The organism is Caloramator quimbayensis (genome assembly GCF_900167605.1).
GTDB lineage: Bacteria > Bacillota > Clostridia > Clostridiales > Caloramatoraceae > Caloramator_B > Caloramator_B quimbayensis.
In genome coordinates this window covers 1-1,551 of the sequence record NZ_FUYH01000064.1, presented here as the reverse complement: position 1 = coordinate 1,551, position 1,551 = coordinate 1, and the positions used below count along the sequence as shown (strand labels likewise).

Below are 1,551 nucleotides of genomic sequence, written 5' to 3'. Positions count from 1 at the left end.
AATCGGAAAATACCTAATTTCTACTTACTATTTCTTAACCATTATAAATCAACGGGCTTATCGCCCTAAAAATTTTCAAGTGCGAAATCTCTGAAATATTAATACATAATATCTATGCCGATAAGATTTAATTAAAATATACAGTTAATAAATTAAACATTACTTAAAACCTTTGTTGTAAATCCTTCTAAATTAAAATATTTTATATATTTATCTATAGAATCTTTTATCTTATTAATAACATATTTTTCTCCATCAACTCCTGCTTTATTTAGATTATCAAACATAAGCTGTATTTCACATTTTACTCTCTCATTATTAAATGTATAATGACCACTTATCTCTGTAATGAGATCAGTTAAATCCTTATCACTTAACACTTCTTCTATGCTAAGATTTACCTTATCTCCAACCATCCACTTTTTCCATCTTAAACTCTTTACTGCTTCCTCTTTAATAACTTTTTCAAGATTTGATTTTTTTGAAATAATGCCATGTTCATACAAATTATTTTCTACTTCTATTAGTTTTAAATATGCCTGTGTTTCTACGGATCCAAATTCAGGAGCTACATTCATAGCTGTTATTCCAAGTGCAGGATGCTCTAATAATATTGCCTCGTCAAGATAATCTCCGTTATGTTCCTTTAGTCCTACACTATATTTTTTAGCTATATCAGCAAGTTTTTTAGAATTTTTAGTATTAAAATTACCTACATTTTCGGTTAATCTTGTTAATGTACCAGTCTGTCCAACTATAAATGATGGCTTTGGTAAATTCCTTTTATCTAATTCTTCAATTAATGTTTTGATAAAAGTTTCATAAGCTTCTTCCGAAGTCAATCCTCCATTAGTCTCTTCTGTGCCCACTTCATAACTTATAGGTGGAAGATTTCTTTCTTTTCTTTCTCTTTCAACATATTCAATTAATTCTATAGTTCTCTTAAGTACAATTTCCATAGGAACTGTCTTACCTACAATATAAGGATCCTTTGTTGGATCTATATGCAATAAGTCAAATCCATTTATTAAATCTTCTAAATAAGACTTTTTACCTAATTCCATTGCTTCATTTTCTGGCAAATGAGCATTTCTCTCGTTATCCCTCTGCCATGGTCCACCATGATCTCTACATAAAAAATACAATCCATTAAACCCAACCTCTTCAGCTATTTTTTTTATATCTGAAGCAAAACTTTTTTGATCCCAATTACAAACATATCCTCCACCTAATTCCTTTAAATCAACCTGATTCCTACTTGCAATAAACATTAGTGGAAAATCCTTTTCTTTTGCTAATATCATTGATGCCTTAATAAGTGTTTTTGACATAGGACCTATCCCAAGTAATGTTGCTTTATCTTTTCCTTTCATATTTAAAGATGCTTTTACTATCTCAAAAATACTGATTTTTTTCATGATATACCTCCAAAGTATTAATTCAATTTAGTAAAATTTAATCGAGTAGGAGCTGAATAATTATTTTATTCAGCGTCCTCTCACACCACCGTACGTACCGGTCTGGTATACGGCGGTTCGTTAGTTTACATGC

The 1,551-nt window shown here is 29.8% G+C and carries 1 protein-coding gene; it reads right to left on the bottom strand.

What is annotated here, in order from left to right:
- Positions 1 to 152: 152 nt before the first annotated feature.
- On the bottom strand, positions 153 to 1,418 hold the full coding sequence (locus B5D15_RS15180; RefSeq protein ID WP_078697932.1) for a class II D-tagatose-bisphosphate aldolase non-catalytic subunit: 1,266 nt from the start codon (positions 1,416 to 1,418) through the stop codon (positions 153 to 155).
- Positions 1,419 to 1,551 lie beyond the last annotated feature (133 nt).

What these genes read in the sequence shown, in the direction of transcription:
- B5D15_RS15180 (WP_078697932.1), bottom strand. Translation starts at nt 1,418, where the DNA reads ATGAAAAAAATCAGTATTTTTGAGATAGTAAAAGCATCTTTAAATATG.